The sequence below is a fragment of the Marinitoga sp. 1197 genome, assembly GCF_001021165.1.
GTDB lineage: Bacteria > Thermotogota > Thermotogae > Petrotogales > Petrotogaceae > Marinitoga.
The window spans coordinates 1-5406 of the sequence record NZ_AZAY01000031.1; the positions used below are offsets into that span (position 1 = coordinate 1).

Annotated in this window: 6 protein-coding genes; all 6 read left to right on the forward strand. The window is 24.7% G+C overall.

Features of this window, described 5'->3' with window-relative positions; translation table 11 throughout:
- Positions 1-38 precede the first annotated feature (38 nt).
- Entirely contained in the window at positions 39-746 is a 708-nt protein-coding gene (locus X275_RS08485; RefSeq protein WP_052913769.1) for an ATP-binding protein, read from the forward strand.
- Positions 747-1310: 564 nt separating this feature from the next.
- On the forward strand, positions 1311-1472 hold the full coding sequence (locus tag X275_RS11725) for an AAA family ATPase (protein WP_197072631.1): 162 nt from the start codon (positions 1311-1313) through the stop codon (positions 1470-1472).
- Positions 1463-2548, forward strand: a complete 1086-nt coding sequence (locus X275_RS08495; protein WP_197072632.1) for an AAA family ATPase — start codon at positions 1463-1465, stop codon at positions 2546-2548. Before X275_RS11725 ends, X275_RS08495 begins: the two co-directional genes overlap by 10 nt.
- Before the next feature lie 601 nt (positions 2549-3149).
- Positions 3150-4679, forward strand: coding sequence for an ATP-binding protein (locus X275_RS08500; RefSeq protein ID WP_047268417.1), 1530 nt, complete (start codon positions 3150-3152; stop codon positions 4677-4679).
- 55 nt (positions 4680-4734) lie between these two features.
- Positions 4735-4914 (forward strand): AAA-like domain-containing protein, encoded by a 180-nt coding sequence (locus X275_RS11800; RefSeq protein ID WP_231588310.1) that lies wholly within the window; start codon positions 4735-4737, stop codon positions 4912-4914.
- Positions 4898-5406, forward strand: a 509-nt coding sequence (locus X275_RS08505; RefSeq protein WP_231588312.1) for an AAA-like domain-containing protein, incomplete at its 3' end; no start/stop codon positions are given. The genes X275_RS11800 and X275_RS08505, both read left to right, overlap by 17 nt.

Here is a 5406-nt window from a genome sequence, read left to right on the forward strand (position 1 = left end):
ATATCACTTTCTTATTTTTTGTCCAAATCTTGTAAGGGGTGAATACGAATAGATCAAAAAAAGATAATGATAAAATAGATGAATATATGAAAAATCGTTGGGATGGTTGGATGGGTACATTATTATATAGAATAGAGAGAATAGTAGAAGATGAAGTAATTTTTAAAATTTTAGAGTATGAACCTGAAAAGAAAAACATAATTGAAAAAATTATGGAAGATAATGAAAATGAAATTTTTATTATAGAGGCAGATTTTGATAAGGATGAATTGGATATTATTGTTTTTCTTTTTAGTAAGATATTATATAAATTAAAGGTTGAAAATAAGGATTATAAGAATATAGTTTTGTTATTTGAAGAAGCCCATAGATATATTAATGAAGATGATAAAAATGATTATAAATTAGGAAGTTATTATATTGAAAGATTGGCAAGAGAAGGAAGAAAATTTGGAATAAGCTTAATAATTTCCAGCCAGCGACCATCAGAATTATCAAAAACGATAATTTCTCAGTGTAATTCTTATATTATTCATAGAATTACAAATAAAAATGATTTGGAAGTAGTTTCTAAAATAGTTGGCGTGAGTAATAAAAATTTATTGGATATTGTTCCTGTGTTAGAAAAACAAAATGCATTAGTTTTAGGAGAAGCTTTTATTATTCCCGAAATAGTTAAAATTTTTGATGCTGACCCATTACCATTAAGTCATGATCCTGAAGTTATAAAGAGCTGGAGAAGTTGAAGACTCAATCTAAATTGGTTAAAATGTATTTTTCAAGTGAACGGAGGCTCTTTCCGATAAAACTTGAAGTTCTTTTATTAAATATAATGTATCCTATAGGTTTTTATTATATTGTTCTATATTATTGGTTCAAAATATTTTATATTAACATTTTTAATCATTTTTATCAAATAAGAACAGAAAGAATCAAAAGAAAAGTAAAAAAATAAAATTCTTATATGGTCTTACTCCAAATAGGTGGGTATACCGAGTTTGACTAAAATAAATAAGAATGTTTCTAGTTTTGATATCTACCATCTTTTCAATGCATTTGTTTTAGTATATTAATATAGATTAAAATTTTGTTGGATATTTTGGATACCTATACTAATGGAGGAATTTATGATAAAATCATAATATGTCAAACAAAAGCTATAAAAAATTGACTCAATAATAAAAAGGTCAAAAAGTTTAACCTTTTGAAAAAAGAAATAATTATAGAAATAGCAGAAAAGTTATTTGAAATAAACAAGTCGGGAAAGTTTTTATTTGCGTAAGATTCATAATTATTTGGAGGAAAAGAAAATGAAAATAAAAAAATTAAAGGTTAAAAATTTTAAAAGTTTTAATGAATTAGAAGTTGAACTCAAAAATTTCAATGTATTAATAGGTGCGAATGCTGCTGGAAAATCCAATTTCATTCATATTTTTGAATTTTTAAGAGATATCGCGCAAAGTTGGGGTTAGATAACGCCATTTCCATACAAGGTGATGTTGAATATATTAGAAATATAAATGTTGGTTCAACTGAAAATTTATCTATAGAATCTGTGTTTTCTTTTGATAAAGAGAGAGTTTTTATTGAAAATATCAATGATGAATTTTTCTTAATAAAAATTCATGAAATATTTTATGAATTTGAATTAGAGTTTTACAAAAGAAGTTCAAGATATAAAATTGTGAAAGATAAATTGATTCAAAAACTTAAATTTTTTAGGTCTGAAGAAAAGAGTAAAAAACTGAAAGAAGATAAATTTCTTGGTGAGGGAAAACTCATTATTTCAAGAGAAAATAATGGTAAAATAAAAATAAACCTTGAACGTCCTGATGATATTCCCATAAAAGAAGATAGTATATATCCACAATTTTTTATAAAAGAAAAGTTATCTAATAATATTCTTTTGATTAATACTCCTTATTTTATTATTCCATTTCCTTTGATAGAAGTTTTTGGAGATATTTCGATTTATGATTTTGATCCAAAACTGCCAAAAAAAGCTATTCCAATTACAGGAAAAGCCGAATTAGAGGAGGATGGAAGTAACTTATCAATCATTCTCAATAATATTATAAAAAATATAAATAAAAAAAAGAAGCTTTTTAATCTTGTAAAAGACATTTTGCCATTTATATCTAATCTTGACGTAGAAAAATTAGCAGAAAAGTATTTTAAAAATAATTATATACCTGCATCTTTGATCTCTGATGGAACTATAAATATAATAGCTCTAATTATAACCTTATATTTTGAGAAAAAAAACTTAACTATTATTGAAGAACCAGAACGGAATATTCATCCTTATCTTATTTCAAAAATGGTAGAAATGATGAAGGATGCTTCACATAAGAAGCAAATTATTGTTACTACCCATAATCCAGAAATAGTAAAATATGCAGATTTAAATAGTATTTTATTTGTTTCTCGTGATGATAAGGGATTTTCTACAATTTCCAGACCGGCTGATAAAGAAGAAGTAAAAATATTTTTAGAAAATGAAATAGGAATTGAAGAACTATTTATTCAGGATTTACTCGGGGGGTAATTTTATGAGTTTTAAGCAATTATATATTTTTGTTGAATGAGAGGATGATAAAAGATTTTTTGACAATATTATAAAACTTGAATTATCCGAGAAATATGATTCGATAAATATTATAAGATATGCAAAAATGAAAAAGGAAAAGGTTAATAATTTTATTATAAGCATAAAAAAAATGAATGCAGATTATATTTTTGCTCGCGATATTGATAATACCCATAGTTAAAAATACTGATGAAATTACAAAGGAATCGTTTAATAATATGATTTCTGATAGATTTGATTCACGTATAACTTTTATGATCGAAATTTAAAAAAATTTTTCTATTAAAATTGCAATTCAAAAAAACAAAAAAAACAAATCGTTTAAATATTTTATTGAGAAAATGAATATCATAGCTGATTAAAATATACATTGAAAAAACTAAAAAATAAAACAATTGGGTCCTTTGGATTTTAATGAATAATAATCCAATAACAAAAACCGGGGTTGCCCCGGTTTTTGTTATTGGATTAAATCAAAGAGTTCATTGGTTGTTGTATCAAGTGGAGTGGAAATGAAGTTACTGAAATGTGATATAATTCAATTGGGGAGGCGAAAACGATGAAAAAATTACCAATAGGAGTACAAGATTATAAAAAAATAATAGAAAGAGATTTTATATATATAGACAAAACAGAATATATATACAAATTAGTAAGTTCTGAAGTGCCAATATTTCTCTCAAGACCAAGGAGATTTGGAAAAAGCCTAACAATATCAACATTGTATTATTTATTCAAAGGAGAAAAAGAATTATTTAAAGATACATACATATATGACAAATGGGAATTTAAAGAATATCCCATAATTAGGATAAATTTACTTGATGTTGTAAGCGAAAATGAAAAAGAATTAAAAGAAGGATTATTAAAAATAATAAAAGATGAAGGGAAAAAATATGGTATAGAAATAAAAAACGATCACTATAAATATGCATTTGATGATTTAATAATAGAATTATCCAAAAAAGGAAAAGTGGTAATATTAGTAGACGAATATGAAAAACCAATATTGGATAATATAAATAACAAAGAAATGGCAGAAAAGTATAGAAATGTGTTAAGAAATTTTTATGTAACAATAAAATCAAAAGATGAATACATAAAATTTGTATTTATAACAGGAATTACAAAATTCACAAAAACAGGAGTATTTTCTGCATTAAACAATTTAAATGATATATCTCTGGATACAGACTATTCGCAAATGTTTGGATATACCCAAAATGAATTAGAAGAATATTTTAAAGACTATATAGAACAAACAGCAAAAAGATTTAATATCACAAAGGAACAATTGCTAAAAGAAATGAAAAAATACTATAATGGATTTTCCTTTGATGGAGAACATTATGTGTATAATCCATTTTCAATATTAAAATTCTTTCAAAAAAAGAAATTTCAAAATTACTGGTTTGAAAGTGGATCACCATCATTTCTATCAAAATATATAGAAGACAAAAAAATAACCTATGAGGATTTAGTAAAAAACACAGTAAGTAGCGATGATTTTACAACAAGAGAAATAGAAGATGCAAATGCAAATATATTCTTCACACAGGCTGGATATTTAACATTTAAAGGAAAAGAAATGTATGGATTTGAAGAAGAATATATATTAGACTATCCAAATCTTGAAGTGAAAGATAGCTTTTCAAGATTAATATTAGAATCGAACTATAAAGTGGAAATAAAAGAAATAAACAAAGCAATATGGAAAAAATTAAAAAACAACGATATAAAAGGATTAATAGAAGAAATAAAAAAAATAATAAGTGCAATACCGTATAACTTACACAAAAAAGAAGAAAAGTATTATCACTCATTAATATTTACAATAATAGCATCAGCAGGAATAGATGTAAAAGCAGAAGAATTAACAAACTTAGGACGAAGTGACCTTGTAATAGATTTTTATGAAAGTATATATCTTTTTGAAATAAAAGTGGATAAAAGTGCAATTGATGCGATAAACCAGATAAAAGAAAAGAAATATTATGAAAAATACAAAGGAAAAGAAATATATATAATAGGAATAAATATCAATTCAGAAAAAAGAAATATTGAGGATTATATTATTGAAAAGATATAAAATCCAATTTTTAATCCAAAAACCCGCTGTAGACGTGTAACACCGGAGGTGAGCCATGAGAAGATTCTGCACAAGTGGTCCTGTTGATAAAAAGACATGTTATTATATTGACCGACCAGATATAATGAAAGAAGCACTTGACCATATAGAAAATTGGAGATATTTTACAGTATCAGCACCAAGACAAAGCGGAAAAACAACATTGTTAAATGATATAGTTGAAAAAAAAAGATAAATATTTACCAATATTTATATCATTTGAAAGTATAGGAAGTATAAAAACAGAAAGAGAATTTATAGAATATTTAAATAGGAAAGTCAAATTTTATTTAAAAGTATCCTATAATATTCAATATGAGAATAACAAAATAAAAAAAATAAATGAATTGGATGAATATATAATAGATTTATATGAAAAACAAAAGAAAGAAATAATATTAATGATTGATGAATTTGAAAAATTGAATAATCAAGAATTAATGAATGAATTTTTACATACAATAAGAGAAATATATCATTCAAGGCAAGGATACAAACTCAGAAGTGTAATACTAATCAGCGTAGGATATTTAAGCGGAATATTAGAAGACAATGCCAGTCCATTCAACATAGCAGAACACTTAGAAGTGCCATACTTTACAAAAGAACAAGTATATGATTTACTTTCACAACACGAAACAGAAACAGGACAAATATTCGAAGAAAAAGTAAAAGAATTAATATGGCA